The organism is Hydrogenophaga sp., assembly GCF_019635465.1.
Taxonomy (GTDB): Bacteria; Pseudomonadota; Gammaproteobacteria; order Burkholderiales; family Burkholderiaceae_C; genus Hydrogenophaga.
In genome coordinates this window covers 64,157-82,108 of record NZ_JAHBZK010000009.1, presented here as the reverse complement: position 1 = coordinate 82,108, position 17,952 = coordinate 64,157, and the positions used below count along the sequence as shown (strand labels likewise).

Genomic DNA, 17,952 nt, shown 5'->3' with positions numbered 1-17,952 from the left:
ACAGGCAAATCGAGGACTACCCATGGCCGGACACAGCAAATGGGCCAACATCCAGCATCGCAAAGGCCGTCAGGACGAGAAGCGTGGCCGCATCTGGACCCGACTGACGCGTGAAATCATCGTTGCGGCCCGTAACGGCGGCGGCGACCCGGACATGAACCCCCGCCTGCGCCTGGCCATCGACAAGGCCAAGGCGGCCAACATGCCGGCCGACAACATCAAGCGCAACGTCGACAAGGCCACGGGCAACCTCGACGGCGTCACCTACGAAGAAATCCGCTACGAAGGCTATGGCATCGCGGGCGCCGCGATCATCGTCGACACCATGACCGACAACCGCGTGCGCACGGTGGCCGAGGTGCGGCATGCCTTCAGCAAGCACGGCGGCAACCTGGGCACCGACGGCTCGGTGGCCTTCCAGTTCAAGCACTGTGGCCAGTTGGTGTTCGCACCGGGCACCTCGGAAGATGCCGTCATGGAAGTGGCGCTGGAAGCCGGTGCCGAGGACGTCATCACCGACGACGACGGCGCCATCGAGGTGCTGACAGCCCCGGGTGATTTCGAGGCGGTGAAGAACGCACTGGAGGCCAAAGGCCTCAAGCCCGAGATCGCCGAGGTGACCATGCGTGCAGAGAACACCGTGGCCCTGGCCGGCGAAGACGGCGCGCGCATGCAGAAGCTGCTCGACATCCTCGAAGACCTCGACGACGTGCAGAACGTCTATCACAACGCAGAAATCGCCGAATGAAGGTTCTTGTCATTGGCGGCGGTGGCCGCGAGCACGCGCTGGCCTGGCGTCTCAAGCAGTCCGAGGGGGTCCAGCAGGTCTTCGTGGCGCCCGGCAATGCCGGCACCGCACGCGATTCCCAGCTCACCAACCTGCCCATCACCGACAAGGTGGCCCTGCGCGAATGGGTGCAGGCCAACGGTGTGGCGCTGACGGTGGTGGGCCCCGAGGCGCCGCTGGCGGCGGGCGTCGTCGACGAATTCCGTGCCCACGGCCTGGCCATTTTCGGGCCCACACAACAAGCCGCGCAGCTGGAGAGCTCCAAGGCCTTCAGCAAGGCGTTCATGCAGCGCCACGGCATTCCCACCGCCGAGTACGAGACCTTCACCGACCCGCAGAAGGCACATGCCTACGTGGACGCGAAGGGCGCACCCATCGTGGTCAAGGCCGACGGCCTGGCCGCTGGCAAGGGTGTGGTGGTGGCCATGACGGCGGCCGAAGCGCACGAGGCGATCGACTTCATGCTGCTCGACAACAAGCTCGGCGTCGCTCACAACGCCGGCGGTGCGCGGGTCGTGATCGAGGAGTTTCTGCAAGGCGAGGAGGCCAGCTTCATCGTCCTGTGCGATGGCGAGCACGCGCTGGCACTGGCCACCAGCCAGGACCACAAGCGCCTCAAGGACGGCGACCAGGGACCCAACACGGGTGGCATGGGTGCGTACTCCCCCGCGCCAGTGGTTACGCCGGCGGTCCACCAGCGTGCCATGGACGAGGTGATCCTGCCCACCCTGCGCGGCATGAAGGCCGACGGCATCCCGTACACGGGATTTCTGTATGCCGGCCTGATGATCACGCCCGACGGCGCGGTCAAGACGCTGGAATTCAATTGCCGCATGGGCGACCCCGAAACGCAGCCCATCATGATGCGTTTGCGCAGCAACCTGGCGCAGGTGCTGTTGGCGGCCACGCGCGCGGAGCTGGACCGGGTGCAACTCGACTGGGACCCGCGTGTCGCCCTGGGGGTGGTGATGGCTGCGGCCGGCTACCCGATGGATCCGCGCAAGGGCGACGCCATCACCGGCCTGCCGGCCGACGCGCCCGACTGCATGGTCTTCCATGCCGGCACCGCCAGCGATGGTGAGGCCGTGCGCGTGTCTGGCGGCCGCGTGCTGTGCGTGACCGCGCTGGCCGACTCGGTGGCGCAAGCCCGCGAGCGCGCCTATGCCGCGCTGGACGCGGTGCATTTCGACGGCATGCAGTGCCGTCGCGACATTGGTTACCGCGCACTTTGAACCCACCGCAAGTCCTGCCCGGGCCGCATTCGGTGCGCTTTCAAGGCTCGCGCCTGGCGCGCGCCGCGTTGTTGCTGTTCGGCTGGCGCGTGCTGGACGATGGCTTTCCGACCCGCCAGGGCGTCGCCATCGTGTACCCGCACACCAGCAACTGGGACTTCGTGGTCGGCCTGCTGGCCAAGTGGGCCATCGGCATCCCGGTGCGCTTCTGGGCCAAGGACACCTTGTTCGAGGTGCCTTTGTTCGGGCGCTGGCTGCGATGGCTGGGCGGCATGCCCATCGAACGCCGTTCACCGCGCGGCGCTGTCGGGGCCATGGTCCAGGCCATGCGCGACGCCATGGCCCGCGACGACCTCCTCTGGCTGGCGCTGTCGCCGGAAGGTACGCGCCGCTATGTCGATGGCTGGCGCAGCGGCTTCTACCAGGTGGCCCTCGGTGCGGGCGTGCCGGTGGCAATGGTGGCGCTCGACTACGGCCGCAAAGAAGTGCGCGTGCAGCCATTTCTTCGCCTGAGCGGTGACAGCCAGTCCGACTACCGTGCCATGGCGCAGGCCCTGGCCAGCGCCCAGGGGCTTCGCCCCCCCCAGGCCAGCCCGATTCAACCTTTGCCCCGAGCCTGATAGGGTGTGAGCATGAGCGACAAGCCCGCTGCCAAAGTCCGCGAATTCCTGATCGATCTGCAGGACCGCATCACCTCCACCGTGGCGCTCGTCGATGGCGGACAGTTCGTTGTGGACCGCTGGACCAAGCCCAGTGGCGAGCGCCTGCAGGGCGACGGTGTGTCGCAAGTGCTGGAAGACGGCGCGGTGTTCGAGCGCGCCGGTTGTGGCTTCTCCCATGTCAAGGGCCCGCAGTTGCCGCCATCGGCCACCCAGCACCGGCCCGACCTGGCCGGCGCACCCTTCGAGGCCATGGGGGTGTCCCTGGTGTTCCACCCGCGCAACCCCTATGTGCCCACCGTGCACATGAACGTGCGCATGATCGCCGCCACGCCATCGAAGGGCCCGGCGGTGTACTGGTTCGGCGGTGGCATGGACCTCACGCCGTACTACGGCTTTGAAGAGGACGCAGTGCATTTCCACCGCACCTGCAAGGCCGCGCTCGATCCGTTTGGCGTCGACAAATACCCTCGCTTCAAGCGCTGGTGTGACGAGTACTTCTACCTCAAGCACCGCGACGAGCAGCGCGGTATCGGCGGCATCTTCTTTGACGACTTTGCCGAGCTTGGCTTCGACGGCAGCTTCGCCATGCTCAGCTCGGTGGGCGACGCCTTCCTGGACGCCTACCTGCCGATCGTCGACCGCCGCAAGAACACCAGCTACGGCGAGCGCGAACGCAGCTTCCAGCTCTACCGGCGCGGGCGCTACGTCGAGTTCAACCTGGTGTGGGACCGCGGCACGCACTTCGGCCTGCAGTCAGGCGGGCGCAGCGAATCGATCCTCATGTCCATGCCGCCGCTGGTGAGCTGGGCCTACAACCGCAAGACCAAGAAGGGCACGCCGGAGGATCGGCTCTACCGCGACTTCCTGGTGCGCAAAGACTGGCTCTGATGGCGGCGATCGATCCCTCTCTGCAACGCGTCGGCATGTTCGGCGGCGCGTTCGATCCACCCCATGGTGCGCACCGGGCACTGGCCGAGGCTGCGATTGCGCAGCTCCAACTCGACCGGTTGCACGTCTTGCCCACCGGCCACGCCTGGCACAAGGCCCGCACCTTGTCGCCGGCTCATCACCGCATCGCCATGTGCGAACGCGCCTTCGGCGACCTGCCCAAAGTCCGTATCGACGTGCGCGAGACCGAGCGGGCAGGTCCGACCTTCACGGCCGACACGCTGGTCGAACTGCGCCGCGAGTACCCGCAGGCCCGGTTGTTCCTGATCCTGGGCGCCGACCAGTTGCTGGCCTTCAAGTCCTGGCAGCGCTGGCAGGAGGTGCTGGATGTCGCCACCCTGGCGGTGGCCAACCGACCTACCAGCATCGGCGCACAGGCGCTGCTGGGGCAGGCCGACGAGACCGATTTGTCCGGCGTCGACGTGCCATTTGTGCGCATCGACATGCCGTTGCAGCACCTGAGCGCGACCGCCGTGCGCGCCCGCCTGGCCGCCGCGGCGGCCGATGGACCGCCCCTGGACGTGCTGGTCCCGCCAGCGGTCGCAGGCTATATTTCGCAACACCACCTCTATCAGCCCCTTACATGACCAGCGAAACCGCCGCAAAAAAAGACGTCCAGAAACTGCAACGGGCCATCGTCGATGGCCTGGAGGATGTCAAAGGCCAGGACATCGTGGTCTTCAATACCGAGGAGCTGTCACCGCTGTTTGAGCGCGTGATCGTCGCCAGTGGCACCTCGAATCGCCAGACCAAGGCGCTGGCCGCCAGCGTGCGCGATGCCGTGCGTGAGGCCGGCTTCGACAAGCCGCGCATCGAAGGCGAGGAGAACGGCGAATGGATCATCGTGGACTGTGGCCAGGCCGTGGTCCATGTGATGCAACCCGTGATCCGGCAGTACTACCGCCTCGAAGAGATCTGGGGTGCCAAACCGGTGCGCCTGGGCGCGGCAGCCCGCAAGAGCGCGAGCAGCAAACCCGCGCCCGCCGCGGCGCCCAAGGTGGCCAAGGCCCCCACCGCAAAATCGCCCACCGCCAAAGCGCCGGGCGCGGCCAAGAAGACCGGCGCGAAAGCGGGTGCCAAGGTGGCCGCCAAACCGGCCGGTAAGACCAGCGGCAAACCAGCCACCAAATCGACCGCCAGACCTGCTGCCAAGAAGGCGGCGCCGGCCAAGTCGCGTGCGGGCATGAGCAAGGTGGTCGTGGGCGCGCCTGCCGCCAAGAAGAAGACCACGCCCAAGGCTGCTGCCCCAGCCGCCAAGTCGGCCAAACCGACGCGGCCGGCCGCCAAGAAGAAGCCATGAAGCTCGTGATCGTCGCGGTCGGGCAAAAGGTGCCCGACTGGGCCCAGACCGCCTACGACGATTACGCCAAACGCTTTCCGCCCGAACTGCGTGTCGAGCTCAAGGCCGTCAAGACCGAGCCTCGCGGCAGCAAATCCATCGAGACCCTCTGGGCGGCCGAACGCCAGCGCATCGAAGGCGCCATCCCGCGTGGCGCTCGCGTCGTGGCGCTCGACGAGCGTGGCGCGACGCTGGGCACGCAGGCCCTGGCCCAACAGCTGCGGCAGTGGCAGATGGGTGGCGACGATGTGGCACTGGTCATTGGGGGCCCTGACGGACTGGAACCCGGCTTTCGCGAGGCCGCACACCAGCGCATCCGCCTGTCCGACCTCACCTTGCCGCACGCCATGGTGCGCGTGTTGCTGATCGAGCAGCTCTACCGCGCGTGGTCGATCAACGCCAACCATCCGTACCACCGTGAGTGATCGCCCCGACTTCGTGTACCTGGCGTCGCAAAGTCCTCGGCGGCGTGAGTTGCTGGCGCAGTGGGGTGTGCGTTGCGAGCTGTTGCTGCCCGACGCCGACGAAGACGCCGAATCGCTGGAGACCCCGCTGCCCAACGAGGCACCGAGCCGCTATGTGCGGCGCGTGACCGCTCTCAAGCTCGAAGCGGCGATGGCCCGCTTGAAACGGCGCGGTCTGGCGCCCGCGCCGGTGCTGTGTGCCGATACCACCGTGGCGCTGGGCAAGCGCATTCTCGGCAAGCCCGCCGATGCCGCCGACGCGCGGCGCATGCTGGCGGCGTTGTCAGGGCAGACCCACCGTGTCATGACGGCCGTGGCGGTGGGCAAGGGCGCTCGACGCTGGGCCGCGGTGTCGGACTCCCGGGTCGAGTTCGACGACCTGAGCCCGACGCGCATCCGCCATTACGTGGCCACCGGTGAACCCATGGGCAAGGCCGGGGCCTATGCCATTCAGGGCCACGCCGGCCTGTGGGTGCGCCGCATCCACGGCAGCCACACGGGCATCATCGGATTGCCGGCGTACGAGACCGCGCAGCTGCTGCGTGCCGCCGGCCTGAACATTCTTTGAGGCACGGACCGACCATGAACCAGGACATCCTCATCAACTGGTCTCCGCAAGAGACACGCGTGGCGGTGGTCGAGCAGGGCGCCGTGCAGGAAGTGCACATCGAGCGCACACTTGAGCGCGGCCTGGTGGGCAACATCTACCTGGGCAAGGTCTCGCGGGTGCTGCCGGGCATGCAGTCGGCATTTCTCGACATTGGCCTCGACCGCGCCGCCTTCCTGCACGTGGCCGATCTGATGCCCAACATCCAGGCCAAACACGCCGCGCCGAAGCCGGCCGCTGTCGAAGGCGCGCCGCAGGTGCTCGCGCCCAACCCGGTGCTGCCGATCGAGAAGCAGATCTTCGAAGGTCAGGCCCTGATGGTGCAGGTGCTCAAGGACCCGATCGGCACCAAGGGCGCGCGCCTGACGGCCCAGATCAGCATTGCCGGGCGCTTGCTCGTGTTCCTGCCGCAGGACGGCCACATCGGCGTGTCGCAGAAGATTCCGCCTGACCAACGCGAAGCCCTGCGCCAACGCCTGCAGCGGCTGACCGCCACGAGCGACGGCAGCCCGCCAGGCGGCTTCATCCTTCGCACCAATGCCGAGGACGCCAGCGACGAAGAGCTGGCCGACGACGTGGCCTACCTGCGCAAGACCTGGTTGCGCATCAAGCAGGCCGCGCTCAGCCAGGCCGCGGCCACCTTGCTGCACGAAGACCTGAACCTGATGCAGCGGGTGCTGCGCGACCTCACCAGCGCCGAGACCCAGTCGATCCGCATCGATTCGCACGAGCAGCACGGGTTGCTGCAGGCTTTTGCCGACGAGTTCATGCCCGACACGGTGGGCAAGCTGCAGCACTACGGCGGAGAACGCCCGATCTTCGACCTCTTCAATGTGGACGACGAGATCGCCCGTGCGCTGAGCCGGCGCGTCGACCTCAAGTCGGGTGGCTACCTGGTGATCGACCAGACCGAGGCGCTGACCACGGTCGATGTCAACACCGGCGGCTACGTGGGCGCGCGCAACTTTGACGACACGGTGTTTCGCACCAATCTCGAGGCTGCGCAGGCCATCGCGCGGCAGCTGCGCCTGCGCAACCTGGGCGGCATCGTCATCGTCGACTTCATCGACATGACGCGCGAGGACCACCGCGAGTCGGTGCTTCACGAGTTTCGCAAGCAACTCTCGCGTGACCGGGTCAAGACCATGATTGGCGGCTTTTCGCAGCTTGGGTTGGTGGAGATGACGCGCAAGCGCACGCGCGAATCGCTGGCGCACATGCTCAGCGAGCCTTGCGAAGCTTGCGCTGGCAAGGGCGCGGTGAAGACCGCGCGCAGCGTGTGCTACGACATCCTGCGCGAAATCCTGCGCGAAGCGCGCGCCTTCAACCCGCGCGAGTTCCGGGTCGTGGCCGCGCCCAAGGTGGTGGAGCTGTTTCTCGATGAGGAGCGCGCGCACCTTGCCGGTTTGTCGGAGTTCATCGGCAAACCGATCTCGCTGCAGAGTGAGAACTCCATGACCCAGGAGCAGTACGACATCGTGCTGCTGTGACTTGACCGCCGCGCGCCAGTCGTGGCGAACGGCCTGACGCGGGATCAGGCGGCCCGGGCAGGCGTGGCAGCGCGCACCGGTCCGACGCGGGCTTCGATGTCGCGCTGCAGTTCGGGGCGCAGACCCAGCAGAAAGCCGGCCTCCGCCACCACGAACAGCGGGCCGATGATGAGGCCCACAATGTCGTCCACGAAGGCCGGCTTGCGGCCCTCCCAGTAGTGGCCAATGAACTGAATCACCCAGCCGACCACGAACAGGCCGATGCCGACCGCGAGCCAGAGGCTGGTTGCCTGGCCTGCCACGGTCTGCGCGAACCAGAGGTTGAGGCCCATCAGTCCTGCCATGGCCACACCGAGCGGGCGATCCAGACGCAGGTAGTAGAGCACCGTGGCAAGCGTGACCAGAGTGGCGGGTGAGAGGGTCATGCCACCCCATTGGGCCAGCTGGGGTCGAGCCAGCAACACGGCCACGGCCATCACGATCAGTGGAATGCCGACAAAGTGGGTGGCGATGTTGCGGCGGTCGCGGTGGTAGGCCGCGTACTGGCTGAGCTGATCGGTCAGGGTCTTCATCCGGGGGCTCCTGGGCCTGGCGAGGGTGCGACGGTTTTGTACACCGGCGCCGGCCGGTGCTCAATCCCGATCGACCCGGGGCTCGGTGGCGGTTTCGTCGGCCTGCGGTGTCGAGCCCAGACCTTGCGCGTGCAAGCGTGCATAGACACCGTCGCTGGCCAGCAGGCTGGCGTGGTTGCCCTGTTCGACGATGCGGCCATCGACGAGCACGATCACCCGGTCGGCATGCTCGATGGTGGACAGCCGGTGCGCAATCACGAGGGTCGTGCGGCCCTTCATGAGGCGCGCCAGGGCGTCCTGCACCAGCCGCTCGGACTCGTTGTCCAGTGCCGAGGTGGCCTCGTCGAGGATGAGGATGGGCGCGTCCTTGTAGATGGCGCGCGCAATGGCCAGCCGCTGGCGCTGCCCGCCCGAGAGCTCGGCCGCGTTGTGGCCCACATTGGTGTGCATGCCCTGCGGCAGGCGCTGGATGAGTTCGCCCAGGTTGGCCGATTCGAGTGCTGCGCGCACGCGTGGCTCGTCGATCGCGTCGTCGGCGTCGCCCAGCGCCACGCTGGCGGCCAGCGTGTCGTTGAGCATCACCACATCCTGACTGACCATCGCGAACTGGCGTCGCAGGCTGGCCAGGTCCCAGTCGGTCAGCGCCACACCGTCGAGCGTGACGGCGCCACGTTCGATCTCCACGAAACGCGGCAGCAGGTTGACCAACGTGGTCTTGCCCGAGCCCGAGGGCCCCACAAAAGCCACCACCTCGCCCGGATGAATGGCCAGTTCGATGCCGCGCAGCGCAATGCCGGCTTCATGGGCGCCGAGGTCGTCCGACTTGGGCGGGTATCGCACCCAGACGCCCTGCCAGGCCAGCTCGCCCCGGGCGCGCTCGCTGCGGTGGGTGCCGCCGCTTTGCTCCTGCGTTTGTTCGATCAGCTCCAACCCACGCTCCAGCGCCGCCAGGCCGCGGGTGATCGGCGAAGCGATTTCGGCCAGGTGCCGGATGGGCGCAATCAGCATGAGCATGGCGGTGACGAAGGCCACGAAGTTGCCCACAGTCACGCCCGTGGTGGTGCTTTGCCACAGCGCGACGGCGACCACCGCCGACAACGCCGCCGATGCCAGCAGCTGGGTGAACGGCGTCATGGCGGCCATGGCGATCGTGCTCTTGAGCGCCAGCTTGCGCAGCGCCACGCTCAAGCCATCGAAGCGCTCGCTCTGGCGCTGCTGTGCGCCGTGCAGTCGCACCATGCGGTGGGCGAGTGCGTTTTCTTCCACCACGTACGCCAGCTCGTCGGTGGCCTGCTGGCTGGCGCGGGTGAGCTTGTACAGGCGCTTGGACAGCACCCGCATGATCCACGCCAGACCCGGGAACACGGCGACCACGATCAGCGTGAGCTTCCAGTTGAGATACATCAGGTAGCCCATCAAGGCCACCAGCGTCATGCTGTCGCGCGCCAACGTCAGAAACGACGACACCAGCATCTGCGAGCCGGTCTGCACCTCATACACCAGTGTGTTCGACAGCTTGCTGGCACTTTGGCGGCTGAACAGGCTGAGCTGCGCGGCGGTGAGCTTGGCAAACATCGCGCGGCGCAGGTTGAGCATGCCGGCGTTGGCCGTGTAGGCCAGGGCGTACTGGGCCGCAAAAGAGGCCATGCCGCGTATGCCGAACAGACCCATGAACGCCACTGGCACCATCCACAGCGCCACTTTCCCCTTGTTGAAGCCGTCGTCGAGCAGCGCCTTGAGCAGGGCGGGGATCAGGGGCTCGGTGATGGCGCCCACAATGGTAGCGACCACCGCCACGGCGATGCCGCTGCGCGCACTGCGGAAGTAGGGCCATAGACGCCACAGCCGCTGCGACAGGGTGCCGGAGAGCGGTGCGGACGTTGCGTCGGTGGGCGAAGTGGGCGATGTCAACGGTGGGCGGGCCTGGGCGAATCGGGTGGAGGGCCTGGGAACCAATGCGGCAAGGTGCGGTCAGCCAAGGCCCGCGGCTCACATCTTGTCACGGCTCTCTGACGAGTGTCCGGTATTATCGACCGGTCTTCGCCAGGGCACCGGGCTGTACGCCCCGCACTGCCCACCCTTCCCAACACCATGATCGAACCGACCCGTCTTCATCCCCAGCCAGGGATGCCGCGCCGGCATGCACTTGGGCTCATGTCCGGCGCAGCGCTGCTCGGCCTGCCCGCCAGCCAGGCGCTTGCCCAGTTCCGTGTCGAAGTGGCCGGCGTGGGTCTCACGCGCTTCCCTTTTTCGGCCGTCAGCTTCAAAGGCAACGACGCCGTCAGCGAGAACATCGCTGCCATCGTGCGCGCCGACCTTGAGCGCTCCGGCCAGTTCGTGTTCGTGCCACCCCTCAACGGTGCGCTCGACGAAACCTCCCGCCCCGACCTCGCGCCGTGGCGCGAACGTGGTGCGGACTCCCTGGTCACGGGCAGCGTCACGCGCCTGGCCGACGGGCGTTTTGATGTCCGCTTCCGCTTGTGGGACGTGGTTCGCACTCAGGACCTGGGCGGCCTGAGCTACCCGGTGGCAGCCACCGACCTGCGTCTGGCGGCACACCGCATCGCCGACTTCGTCTACGAGAAGCTCACCGGCGAGAAAGGCGTGTTCTCCACCCGCATCGCCTATGTGACCAAGGCCGGCAATCGCCACACCCTGTGGGTAGCCGATGCCGATGGCGAAAACGCCCGGGCCGCCCTTGCCAGCAACGAGCCCATCATCTCGCCGAGCTGGGCGCCCAACGGCGGTGTGCTGGCCTATGTGTCCTTCGAGGCGCGAAAGCCGGTGATCTACACCCACGAAGTGGCGACCGGCAAGCGCCGCCTGCTGGCCGACTTCCGTGGCTCCAACAGCGCCCCGGCCTGGTCACCCGACGGCAAGACCATCGTCGCCACGCTGTCGATTTCGGGCAACGCGCAGCTGTACGCGGTTGACGCGGGCGGTGGCGCACCTCGGCGTTTGTCGCAAAGCGCGAGCATCGACACCGAGCCGGTGTTCAGCCCGGATGGGCAGCAGATCTACTTTGTGAGCGACCGGGGTGGTTCGCCCCAGATCTACCGCATGCCGGCCCAGGGCGGTGGCGCGCAGCGTGTCACCTTCAGCGGCAACTACAACATCTCGCCATCGGTCAGCCCCGACGGTCGCTTGCTGGCCTATGTCTCGCGTGTCAATGGCGCCTTCCGCTTGCACGTGATGGAACTGGCCACCGGCACCGTGACCGCTCTCACCGACACCACCAGCGACGAAAGCCCGAGCTTTGCACCCAACGGCAGGATGATCATCTACGCCACCCGCGACAAGGGTGCCGAAGCCCTGATGACGACCACGGTCGACGGTCGCATCAAGACCCGCCTGGCGGGTGCCCAGGGCGACATCCGCGAGCCCGAATGGGGCCCGTTCCTGCGCTGATCCGTTTTCCATCACTCCAACCCACCACAGGCACCACCATGTTCCAAGTCCTCAACACCCGTCGCTCTCGCGGTCTGCTGGCCGCTCTCGTCGCATCGCTGGCCCTGGTGGCCTGCGGCTCCAACGTGCGCCTGGATCAACCGCCGGTTGAAGACCGCTCTGGAACGGCCGCCGGCGGTGCCGGCGCGGGCGGGCAGGGCAGCGGCGTCGATCAGCGCGGCGTGACCGGCGTGCAGGTGCCCTCCAACGGTGGCGACCAGCCCGCTTCGATGCAGCGCGTGGTCTATTTCGACTACGACAGCTTCGAGATCAAACCGGAGTTCGCTGCGCTGCTCGAGGCCAATGCGCGCTACCTCAATGCCAACCGTGCGGTGCGCGTGCAGCTCGAAGGCCACACCGACGAGCGTGGCGGGCGCGAATACAACCTGGCCCTGGGCCAAAAGCGTGCCGAGGCCGTGCGCCGCGCCATGTCGCTGCTGGGCGTTCAAGACGGCCAGATGGAGGCTGTGAGCTTCGGTGAAGAAAAGCCTGCCGTGGTGGGTTTTGACGAATCGGCCTGGTCCAAGAACCGCCGCGTCGAGATCACCTACCGTTGATGGCAGGCATGGCTCGCATCCAATGGCGCGTCGCCGCCGTGGTTCCGCTGGCGGCGGCTGCGCTGATGGCCAGCTCGCCGGCGATGGCGCTGTTCGGCGACGACGAAGCCCGTCAGGCCATCGTTGATCTGCGCAAGCAGGTGGAGGCCAATCGCACGGCGGCAGACGCGGCCGCGCTGCAATCGCGTGAGAACGAAGCCGGCATCAAGCGCAGCCTGCTCGACCTGGCCAACCAGATTGAGCAGCTGCGTGGCGAGATCGCGCGACTGCGCGGGCAGAACGAACAGCTGGCCCGCGAGCTGTCCGAGCTGCAACGCGCGCAGAAAGATGTTCAGGCTGGCGTTGATGAGCGCCTGCGTCAGTTCGAACCGGTGAAAGTCGAGCTCGACGGACGCAGTTTCGAGGTCCAGCCGGCCGAGAAGGCGGAGTACGAAGCCGCCATGGCCACGCTGCGCCGCTCGGAATTTCCGGCTGCCACGACAGCGTTCACGGCGTTCCTGCGACGCTACCCATCGAGCGGCTACACCCCGGTGGCGCTGTACTGGCTGGGCAACTCGCAATACGCGTCGCGCGCCTACAAGGAGGCGGTGGAAACCCATCAGCGCATGGTGCGGGAGTTCCCCGACCACCCACGGGCGTCCGAGGCCATGCTGGCCATTGCCAACAGCCAGGTCGAACTCAAGGACACCAAGGGCGCCAAGCGCACGCTCGACGACCTGGTCAAGCAGTACCCGAAGAGCGAGGCCGCCGCCGCCGCCAAGGAACGCCTGACGCGCCTTCGCTGACGCGCTCCCGGGCCAACCCCTCCGGTGGCGGGGCTTGGCGGGCCGCACCTACAATCGCGGCCCTATGGAAGACCTCGCCGCCCTGCAATCCCTGAACCAGACCGTCCTGTGGGCGGCCTTTGCCGTGTCCATCGTGTTTGGCTTCATCGCCCAACGCACGCATTTCTGCACCATGGGCGCGATCAGCGACATCGTCAACATGGGCGACTGGACGCGCATGCGCATGTGGGGCATGGCCGTGGGGGTGGCGACCATCGGCTTCTACCTGCTGGGCTGGTTTGGCGCGATCGACACCGGCAAATCGCTCTACACCTCGTCTCGCGTGATCTGGCTCTCCGCCTTGGTGGGGGGCGCCTTGTTCGGCTTCGGCATGGTGCTCGCCTCTGGCTGCGGCAGCAAGACGCTGGTGCGCATCGGCGCGGGCAGTCTCAAGTCTCTGGTGGTGTTCGTCGTCATGGGCTTGGCCGCCTTCATGACCCTGCGTGGCGTGTTTGCCGTGGCCCGAAATGCCACGGTCGACAAGGTCACGTTTGACATGCCGTCGGGCGCCGCTGTGCCGCAGTGGATCGCCGCCAGCACGGGCATGAACGGCGCCGTGGTGGGCCTGGTCTGTGCGGCGGTGGTGGGTCTGGGCTTGATCGCCTGGGCACTCAAGAGTGCAGACTTCCGCACCGGCAACAACTTGCTTGCAGGCATTGGTATCGGTCTGGTCATCACCGCCATGTGGTGGGTGAGCGGGCACCTGGGTTTCCTGCCCGAGCACCCGGAGACCCTGGAGCCCGTCTACCTGGGCAGCAACAGCGGGCGCATGGAGTCGCTCACCTTCACCGCGCCCATGGCCTATGTGCTCGACTGGTTGATCTTTTTCAGCGACGTGTCCAAGGTGGTGACCTTCGGCGTGATCACGGTGGTGGGCGTGGTGCTGGGTTCGCTTGCCTGCGCACTCTTCGAGCGCAGTTTCCGTTGGGAAGGGTTTCGCGACACACAGGACACCGCGCTGCACCTTGTGGGCGCCGTGTGCATGGGGGTAGGTGGTGTCACCGCCCTGGGTTGCACGGTGGGGCAAGGCCTGTCGGGCTTGTCCACGCTGAGCATCACCAGTGCCATTGCCGTCGCCGGCATTGTTGGTGGTGCCGTGCTCGGATTCCGTTTTCAGCTCTGGCTGCTGGATCGCGGCGGATGACCGCTCTCGACGCCGATCGTTTCGAGCGCCGCTTTGGCGGCTTGCGACGGCTCTACGGTGTCGACGGTGCGCAGCGCATCTTTGACGCGCACGTGGTGGTGGTCGGTATCGGTGGCGTGGGCTCGTGGGCGGCAGAGGCGCTGGCCCGCAGTGGCGTGAAAAGGCTCACCCTGATCGACTTGGATCACATCGCCGAATCCAACGTCAATCGCCAGGTGCACGCGATCGACATGACCCTTGGGCAGGCGAAGGTCGACGCCATGCGCGATCGTATTCTGGGCATCCACCCCGACATCGAGCTAGAAGCCATCGACGATTTCGTCGATCACGACAACTGGCCCGGCCTTCTGGGCGGGCAGACACCGGATGCGGTCATTGATGCCTGCGATGCCGTGCGCGCAAAGGCAGCCATGGCGGCGTGGGCCATCCACAGCAACACCCACTTCGTGACGGTTGGTGCTGCTGGCGGCAAGCGCCGTGCCCAGGAGGTGCAGATCGCGGACCTGGGTGATGTCACGCACGACCCCTTGCTGGCCCAACTCCGGTACCGACTGCGCAAGCACCACGCTGCGCCCCGACAGGGTCGCATGGGTGTGTCGTGCGTGTTCAGCAAAGAGGCGGTGGCGCCACCCGATCCATCGTGCGCCATCCACGCCGGTGGTGATGGTTCATTGAACTGCCATGGCTATGGTTCGGTGGTGAGCGTCACCGCCACCTTCGGCTTGTGCGCAGCCGGTTGGGTGCTGGATGCAGTGGCCTCGCAAGGCCTTCGCAAAAAACTGCATCGCCCTTCTGAAGTCGATAAAAACCACGCTATAATTTGAGGCTTCGCAGCAAGCGAACAGCGTGTTGCGAAGAGTGTGGGACGTTAGCTCAGTTGGTAGAGCAGCGGACTTTTAATCCGTTGGTCGGCAGTTCGAGCCTGCCACGTCCTACCACCAACAAGAAGGCCCTGGTCGAAAGACCAGGGCCTTTTTCTTTGGCCTGCCATCGACTGCAGCGATGGCAGCGGATGCGGCCGGAGTCAGGATGCCGAGGTTTCGCGCTCGATCGCTTCGCTGAGCGACAGCCAACGGGCCTCGACCGCTTCGTTTTCATCGGTCAGTTCTTTCAGGCGCTTTCCCAGCCTGGCAAGCTCCTCGGGTGCCGGCGAGGCGAGCAGCTGCGACTCGATCTTGCTCTGTTCCTGTGCGATGGCGCCCATGCGCGCGTCCACTTGCGCCAGCTCTTTCCTGAGCGGGCGCAGGCGTTCATTGAGGGCCTTCTGTCGTTGGGCCTGCTCGCGCCGATCCACCGGCGCGGCGCTTGCCGGGGCAGGCGCTTTCGCGGGCGCAGGTGATGCGGACGCGCCGCTGGCGCGGGTTTGCTCGCGCTGCGCTTCGCGGGCCTGTTTGGCCATGTCGATCAGGTGGCGCTGGTAGTCGTCGAGATCGCCGTCGAACGGTGCGAGTTTGCCGTGCGATACGAGCCAGAACTCGTCGCACACCGCGCGCAAGAGTGCGCGGTCATGGCTGACCAGCATCACCGTGCCCTCGAACTCGTTGAGCGCCACAGAGAGGGCTTCGCGGGTTGCCAGGTCAAGGTGGTTGGTGGGTTCGTCCAGCAGCAGCAGGTTGGGGCGCTGCCAGACCAGCATGCACAGCACGAGGCGGGCCTTCTCTCCGCCGCTCATGCTGCCCACGGCCTGGAACACCTGATCGCCGGTGAAGTTGAAGGTGCCGAGGAAGCCGCGCAGGTCTTGCTCTCGCGTGGCCTGACCGCTCAAGCGCCCCTGGGCGGTGAATGCCTTGGCCAGGCGGATCATGTGCTCCAGCGGGTTGTCGCCGGGGCTCAGCACGTCGAGTTCCTGTTGCGCGAAGTAGCCGATGTTGAGGCCCTTGCCCTCGGTGACAGTGCCAGCCAGGGCCGACAGCTCGCGTGCAATCGTCTTGACCACAGTGGACTTGCCCTGGCCGTTGGCGCCCAGAATGCCGATGCGCTGGCCGGCCATCACCGAGCGCTGAATGCCACGCACGATGGTGGTGGCGGAACCGCCGTCCTGGCGGTAGCCAACGTCGACGTCCTGCAGCACCAACATCGGGTTGGGCAGGTTCGCAGGCTCACTGAACTCGAAGGTGAATTCGGCGTCGGCCAGCACGGGCGCAATGCGCTCCATGCGCTCGAGCGCCTTGACGCGGCTCTGCGCCTGCTTGGCCTTGCTGGCCTTGGCTTTGAAGCGGTCGATGAACTTTTGCAGGTGAGCGATCTTCTCCTGCTGGCGAGAGAAGGCCGCCTGCTGCAAGGCCATCTGCTCGGCGCGCATGTCCTCGAAGCGGCTGTAATTGCCGCCGTAGCGTTTGAGCTGTGCGTGCTCGATGTGCACGGTGACGTTGGTGACGGCGTCCAGAAACTCGCGGTCGTGGCTGATCACCAGCAGTGTGCCGGGGTAGCGCTGCAGCCAGTTCTCCAGCCACACCAGTGCGTCCAGATCCAGGTGGTTGGTGGGCTCGTCGAGCAGCAGCAGCTCGCTCGGGCACATCAGGGCGCGCGCCAGCTGCAGCCGCATGCGCCAGCCGCCCGAGAAACTGTTGACGGGGCGCTCGAGTTCGTCGGTTCGAAAGCCCAGGCCAAGAATGAGTGCCTGTGCGCGTGCAGTCGCATCGTGGGCGCCGGCATCGTTGAGTGCCATGTAGGCGTGCGCCATGCGCTCACCATCTTCACTGGCCTCGGCCGCTTGAACCTCTTGCTCGGCCGCCAGCAAGGTCGTATCGCCCTCGATGACGAAGCGCGTGGCGGGCAGATCGGTCTCGGGCATGTCCTGGGCGACCTGGGCCATGCGCCATTGCGCGGGCACGCTGAAATCGCCCTTGTCTTCGTGCAGATCACCGTCCAGCAGGCGGAACAGACTGGATTTGCCGGCGCCGTTTCGCCCGACGAGGCCGACCTTTTCGCCTGGATTGATGGTCAGCGTGGCGCCGTCAAGCAGCACCTTGGTGCCGCGGCGCAGCACCACATCGCGCAGCGTGATCATGGGGCTTGCTCCAGCAGTTCGCGCGTCAGCAGCAGCACCTGGTCAGCGCCCGCGCTGGTGGGCAGCCAGATCGGTAGAAGGTGGGGAAACGCGGCCTCGAAGTGGGCCCGCTCGTTGCCGATTTCCAGCACCAGTACACCGTTCTCGCTCAGTTGTGGTGGCACGTCACGCAGCAGCGCGCGCACGAAGTCCATGCCGTCTTCGCCGCCCGCCAACGCCAGCTCGGGCTCAGCGAGGTACTCGGCGGGCAGCGTGCGCATGCTCGCTGCGTTGACGTAGGGCGGGTTGCACAGGATCAGGTCCCAGGGGCCCGGGCACGCGCTCAAGCCGTCGCTTTGAAGCAGGGTGATGCGCGACTGCAGGCCGTGCTGATCCACATTGATGCGCGCGACAGCCAATGCGTCAATCGACAGGTCGGCGCCCCACACCTGAACCTCGGGCCAGGCCATGGCCGCCAGCACTGCCAGGCTGCCGTTGCCGGTGCACAGGTCAAGCACCCGGTGTGTGGCGTCGCTCAGCCAGGGGTCGATCGTGCCATCGGCAATGAGTTCGGCAATGAAGCTGCGCGGCACGATGCTGCGCCGGTCCACGTGGAACTGCACCCCTTGCAGCCAGGCTTGCTGCGTCAGATAGGCGGCGGGCTGGCGGGTGCTGATGCGTTGATCGATCAGCGCGAGAACGGCATCGACAGCCTGCGCGGCGATGTCCTGTTGGGCGACGGCGTCCAGGTTGCTGTCAAGCGGCATGCCCAGACGCCACAGCACCAGCCAGGCGGCTTCGTCGTGCGCGTTGGTGGTGCCGTGGCCATAGGCCAGTGGGGCGGCGTTCAGGCGCTGTTCGGCCTGTGCCAGCAGAGCTTGCAGTTTCAC

The 17,952-nt window shown here is 66.6% G+C and carries 17 protein-coding genes, 1 tRNA gene and 1 pseudogene; 15 read left to right on the top strand and 4 right to left on the bottom strand.

The window, feature by feature from the left end:
• Positions 1-22 precede the first annotated feature (22 nt).
• The 9 genes and pseudogenes from KF871_RS09985 (at position 23) to rng (ending at position 7,529) form a co-directional block, all read left to right on the top strand.
• A complete protein-coding gene (locus KF871_RS09985; RefSeq protein ID WP_291141469.1) occupies positions 23-748 on the top strand; it encodes a YebC/PmpR family DNA-binding transcriptional regulator in 726 nt (241 codons plus the stop codon).
• Positions 745-2,019 (top strand): phosphoribosylamine--glycine ligase, encoded by a 1,275-nt coding sequence (gene purD / locus KF871_RS09980; protein WP_291141466.1) that lies wholly within the window; start codon positions 745-747, stop codon positions 2,017-2,019. Before KF871_RS09985 ends, purD begins: the two co-directional genes overlap by 4 nt.
• The gene (locus KF871_RS09975; RefSeq protein WP_291141463.1) at positions 2,016-2,639 is read left to right on the top strand and encodes a 1-acyl-sn-glycerol-3-phosphate acyltransferase; all 624 of its coding nucleotides are present in this window, start codon (positions 2,016-2,018) and stop codon (positions 2,637-2,639) included. The genes purD and KF871_RS09975 overlap by 4 nt, the downstream gene beginning before the upstream one ends.
• 30 nt (positions 2,640-2,669) lie before the next feature.
• A pseudogene (hemF, locus tag KF871_RS09970) lies at positions 2,670-3,569 on the top strand (oxygen-dependent coproporphyrinogen oxidase); the annotation flags it as partial.
• Positions 3,569-4,216, top strand: coding sequence for a nicotinate (nicotinamide) nucleotide adenylyltransferase (gene nadD, locus KF871_RS09965; RefSeq protein ID WP_291141460.1), 648 nt, complete (start codon positions 3,569-3,571; stop codon positions 4,214-4,216). The pseudogene hemF and the gene nadD, both read left to right, overlap by 1 nt.
• Positions 4,213-4,929 (top strand): ribosome silencing factor, encoded by a 717-nt coding sequence (rsfS, locus tag KF871_RS09960; RefSeq protein WP_291141457.1) that lies wholly within the window; start codon positions 4,213-4,215, stop codon positions 4,927-4,929. Before nadD ends, rsfS begins: the two co-directional genes overlap by 4 nt.
• The gene (gene rlmH / locus KF871_RS09955; protein ID WP_291141454.1) at positions 4,926-5,393 is read left to right on the top strand and encodes a 23S rRNA (pseudouridine(1915)-N(3))-methyltransferase RlmH; all 468 of its coding nucleotides are present in this window, start codon (positions 4,926-4,928) and stop codon (positions 5,391-5,393) included. The genes rsfS and rlmH overlap by 4 nt, the downstream gene beginning before the upstream one ends.
• Positions 5,386-6,000 (top strand): nucleoside triphosphate pyrophosphatase, encoded by a 615-nt coding sequence (locus tag KF871_RS09950; RefSeq protein ID WP_291141451.1) that lies wholly within the window; start codon positions 5,386-5,388, stop codon positions 5,998-6,000. The genes rlmH and KF871_RS09950 overlap by 8 nt, the downstream gene beginning before the upstream one ends.
• 14 nt (positions 6,001-6,014) lie before the next feature.
• Positions 6,015-7,529, top strand: coding sequence for a ribonuclease G (rng, locus tag KF871_RS09945; protein WP_291141449.1), 1,515 nt, complete (start codon positions 6,015-6,017; stop codon positions 7,527-7,529).
• 44 nt (positions 7,530-7,573) lie between these two features.
• Here rng and KF871_RS09940 read toward each other — a convergent pair whose 3' ends face one another.
• Positions 7,574-8,101: a DUF962 domain-containing protein gene (locus KF871_RS09940; RefSeq protein ID WP_291141447.1), complete on the bottom strand. Its 528-nt coding sequence runs from the start codon at positions 8,099-8,101 to the stop codon at positions 7,574-7,576.
• 60 nt (positions 8,102-8,161) lie between these two features.
• Positions 8,162-10,012, bottom strand: coding sequence for a lipid A export permease/ATP-binding protein MsbA (msbA, locus tag KF871_RS09935; protein ID WP_291141444.1), 1,851 nt, complete (start codon positions 10,010-10,012; stop codon positions 8,162-8,164).
• Between the two features lie 243 nt (positions 10,013-10,255).
• On the opposite strand from msbA, the gene tolB reads away from it, so the two are divergent.
• The 6 genes from tolB (at position 10,256) to KF871_RS09905 (ending at position 15,011) form a co-directional block, all read left to right on the top strand.
• Positions 10,256-11,509 carry a Tol-Pal system beta propeller repeat protein TolB gene (gene tolB, locus KF871_RS09930; RefSeq protein WP_291141718.1) on the top strand — a complete coding sequence of 418 codons (1,254 nt, stop codon included), beginning with the start codon at positions 10,256-10,258 and terminating at the stop codon, positions 11,507-11,509.
• Positions 11,510-11,547: 38 nt separating this feature from the next.
• Positions 11,548-12,105 carry a peptidoglycan-associated lipoprotein Pal gene (gene pal / locus KF871_RS09925; RefSeq protein ID WP_291141441.1) on the top strand — a complete coding sequence of 186 codons (558 nt, stop codon included), beginning with the start codon at positions 11,548-11,550 and terminating at the stop codon, positions 12,103-12,105.
• Positions 12,105-12,890 (top strand): tol-pal system protein YbgF, encoded by a 786-nt coding sequence (gene ybgF / locus KF871_RS09920; RefSeq protein ID WP_291141438.1) that lies wholly within the window; start codon positions 12,105-12,107, stop codon positions 12,888-12,890. The genes pal and ybgF overlap by 1 nt, the downstream gene beginning before the upstream one ends.
• A 64-nt stretch (positions 12,891-12,954) precedes the next feature.
• The gene (locus KF871_RS09915) at positions 12,955-14,073 is read left to right on the top strand and encodes a YeeE/YedE family protein (RefSeq protein WP_291141435.1); all 1,119 of its coding nucleotides are present in this window, start codon (positions 12,955-12,957) and stop codon (positions 14,071-14,073) included.
• The gene (locus tag KF871_RS09910; RefSeq protein ID WP_291141432.1) at positions 14,070-14,897 is read left to right on the top strand and encodes a tRNA threonylcarbamoyladenosine dehydratase; all 828 of its coding nucleotides are present in this window, start codon (positions 14,070-14,072) and stop codon (positions 14,895-14,897) included. Before KF871_RS09915 ends, KF871_RS09910 begins: the two co-directional genes overlap by 4 nt.
• Positions 14,898-14,935: 38 nt before the next feature.
• Positions 14,936-15,011: transfer RNA gene (locus tag KF871_RS09905), tRNA-Lys, on the top strand.
• A gap of 86 nt (positions 15,012-15,097) precedes the next feature.
• On the opposite strand, the gene KF871_RS09900 is transcribed toward KF871_RS09905, so the two are convergent.
• Positions 15,098-17,083 carry an ABC-F family ATP-binding cassette domain-containing protein gene (locus KF871_RS09900; protein ID WP_291141429.1) on the bottom strand — a complete coding sequence of 662 codons (1,986 nt, stop codon included), beginning with the start codon at positions 17,081-17,083 and terminating at the stop codon, positions 15,098-15,100.
• Positions 17,080-17,952, bottom strand: a complete 873-nt coding sequence (gene prmB / locus KF871_RS09895) for a 50S ribosomal protein L3 N(5)-glutamine methyltransferase (protein ID WP_291141428.1) — start codon at positions 17,950-17,952, stop codon at positions 17,080-17,082. Before prmB ends, KF871_RS09900 begins: the two co-directional genes overlap by 4 nt.

Bases quoted from the DNA above. Each gene is read 5' to 3' on its own strand.
- rsfS (WP_291141457.1), top strand. From the start codon at position 4,213: ATGACCAGCGAAACCGCCGCAAAAAAAGACGTCCAGAAACTGCAACGG.
- KF871_RS09910 (WP_291141432.1), top strand. From the start codon at position 14,070: ATGACCGCTCTCGACGCCGATCGTTTCGAGCGCCGCTTTGGCGGCTTG.
- KF871_RS09985 (WP_291141469.1), top strand. From the start codon at position 23: ATGGCCGGACACAGCAAATGGGCCAACATCCAGCATCGCAAAGGCCGT.
- rng (WP_291141449.1), top strand. From the start codon at position 6,015: ATGAACCAGGACATCCTCATCAACTGGTCTCCGCAAGAGACACGCGTG.
- nadD (WP_291141460.1), top strand. From the start codon at position 3,569: ATGGCGGCGATCGATCCCTCTCTGCAACGCGTCGGCATGTTCGGCGGC.
- KF871_RS09940 (WP_291141447.1), bottom strand. From the start codon at position 8,101: ATGAAGACCCTGACCGATCAGCTCAGCCAGTACGCGGCCTACCACCGC.
- purD (WP_291141466.1), top strand. From the start codon at position 745: ATGAAGGTTCTTGTCATTGGCGGCGGTGGCCGCGAGCACGCGCTGGCC.
- KF871_RS09900 (WP_291141429.1), bottom strand. From the start codon at position 17,083: ATGATCACGCTGCGCGATGTGGTGCTGCGCCGCGGCACCAAGGTGCTG.
- rlmH (WP_291141454.1), top strand. From the start codon at position 4,926: ATGAAGCTCGTGATCGTCGCGGTCGGGCAAAAGGTGCCCGACTGGGCC.
- KF871_RS09915 (WP_291141435.1), top strand. From the start codon at position 12,955: ATGGAAGACCTCGCCGCCCTGCAATCCCTGAACCAGACCGTCCTGTGG.
- ybgF (WP_291141438.1), top strand. From the start codon at position 12,105: ATGGCAGGCATGGCTCGCATCCAATGGCGCGTCGCCGCCGTGGTTCCG.
- pal (WP_291141441.1), top strand. From the start codon at position 11,548: ATGTTCCAAGTCCTCAACACCCGTCGCTCTCGCGGTCTGCTGGCCGCT.
- tolB (WP_291141718.1), top strand. From the start codon at position 10,256: ATGTCCGGCGCAGCGCTGCTCGGCCTGCCCGCCAGCCAGGCGCTTGCC.